This is a genomic window from Streptococcus parasanguinis (genome assembly GCF_001074805.1).
In the GTDB taxonomy this organism is placed as follows: domain Bacteria; phylum Bacillota; class Bacilli; order Lactobacillales; family Streptococcaceae; genus Streptococcus; species Streptococcus parasanguinis_A.
Genome location: NZ_JUPI01000067.1, coordinates 1 through 1,634, shown reverse-complemented (window position 1 = coordinate 1,634; position 1,634 = coordinate 1). Strand labels below are relative to the sequence as shown.

The 1,634-nt window shown below is 41.0% G+C and carries 3 protein-coding genes; 1 reads left to right on the top strand and 2 read right to left on the bottom strand.

The features are described from left to right. The coding region (locus tag ADI76_RS04810) for an LPXTG cell wall anchor domain-containing protein (protein ID WP_049514966.1) at positions 1-331 on the top strand (331 nt) is incomplete at its 5' end. 149 nt (positions 332-480) lie between these two features. Here the strand turns inward: ADI76_RS04810 and ADI76_RS04805 are convergent. Together ADI76_RS04805 and ADI76_RS04800 are read right to left on the bottom strand one after the other, a co-directional pair. After that, positions 481-1,170 carry a gamma-glutamyl-gamma-aminobutyrate hydrolase family protein gene (locus ADI76_RS04805; protein WP_003002057.1) on the bottom strand — a complete coding sequence of 230 codons (690 nt, stop codon included), beginning with the start codon at positions 1,168-1,170 and terminating at the stop codon, positions 481-483. A 151-nt stretch (positions 1,171-1,321) separates the two neighbouring features. Then, a partial coding sequence (locus tag ADI76_RS04800; protein ID WP_049514965.1) for an LPXTG cell wall anchor domain-containing protein occupies positions 1,322-1,634 on the bottom strand: 313 nt, incomplete at its 5' end.

The window sequence follows — 1,634 nt, the reverse complement described above, 5'->3', positions numbered from 1 at the left end:
CCAATTGTTAACGAATCCTATCACAGTTTCAGCTAGTGATTTTACCCAAGCTAAAGATTTGGTCGTTGATAAAGGGAATGTAGTAAATAATAAAATTCCACCATATACTCCGCCATATACCCCACCAACTCCACCAACTACTCCTTCAACACCTCCAACGCCTTCAACCGACAAACCGAAAGGAAATCAACCTTCTGGTAAACAATCAAAAGAAGGTAAAAAACAAAGTCTTCCTGCTACTGGTGAGACAGTAAGTGCTGGACTTCTCATGACAGGACTTGCTCTTGCAAGTGCTGGAAGCATGCTCGTTGCTAAAAAACGCCACGAATAAGTTCTTAAAACAGGTATTTATCTAGCATTGCTAGATAGACCTGTTTTTTAGTAACGATTATCCTATTTTTTCATCTTATTGCCATCGTTTTGTCTATATTTTCTTAGACACACAAAGAGAGATTGACTCAAGTCCAACCTCTCTTTTTCTTATAATTCCTGTAATAAATAACGGAAGAGTTCTAAATTCCCTTTTTCCTCATTGACCAAGTATTCTGGATGCCATTGCAAGCCCATAATCCGATGGCCGTCTACTGCTTCAATCGCTTCGATGGTGTGATCGCGCGGATCAAAGGCGGTCGCACGGAAATTTGGTGCAAGATCCTTGATACTTTGACGGTGAACAGAATTGATCCGACTAGCCTGACCAAAGAGTTGCTCCACCACACTGCCTTTTTTAGTCTCGATAGAATGGGAAGTCCCAAACGGAAGTCCTTGCCAATGTCCTTCGATCTCTTGGTTGAGTGTTCCTCCAAAAGCCACATTGATCAACTGAACCCCACGGCAGATTCCTAGAACCGGTTTGTTTTGGCGAACTGCTTCCTTCAGTAGGGCAAGCTCAAATTGGTCCCGTTCGATATTGTAATCATCGCTTTCGATGGTTTTTTCTTCGCCATAGAGACTAGGATCGACATTTTGGCCTCCACTTAAGATCAATTTGTCAATCGTTTCAACATAGTCCTTAACCAAGGAAGGATCTCCCATCGGGATGACCATTGGAAGCCCACCTGCTTGACGGATTCCTTCCGCAAATTGACTAGACACGGAGGAATGAAGGTTTTTCCCTTCCGGATCAACCGGACAGAGATTAGCGGATACTCCAACAATTGTTCTGCACATATTCATTCCTCCTTCATTTTAACTACTACTTATCTTACCACCCATTAGTGATCGTGTCTAATATGTATTTTTAAAGAAGACGATAAATAAAACTTATCACTTATTGAAAAATAGGATCATCTAATCAATATAGATGATCCTATTTTACGAATTATTCATCACGTTTTCTAACAAGTGTACTTCCAGCACCTGCAAGAGCAAGTCCTGTTACAAGAAGTCCAACGCTGACTGTTTCACCTGTAGAAGGAAGGATTCGTTCCTTATCTTCTTTTGGTTGACTTCCAGAAGGCTGATTTCCTTTAGGTTTGTCGGTTTTGGGGTTCTCTTTTGGTTTGTCAGTTGATGGAGTTGGTGGAGTATATGGTGGAATTTTATTATTTACCACATTCCCTTTGTCCACAACCAAATCTTTAGCTTGGGTAAAATCACTAGCTGAAACTGTGATAGGATTCGTTAACAATTGG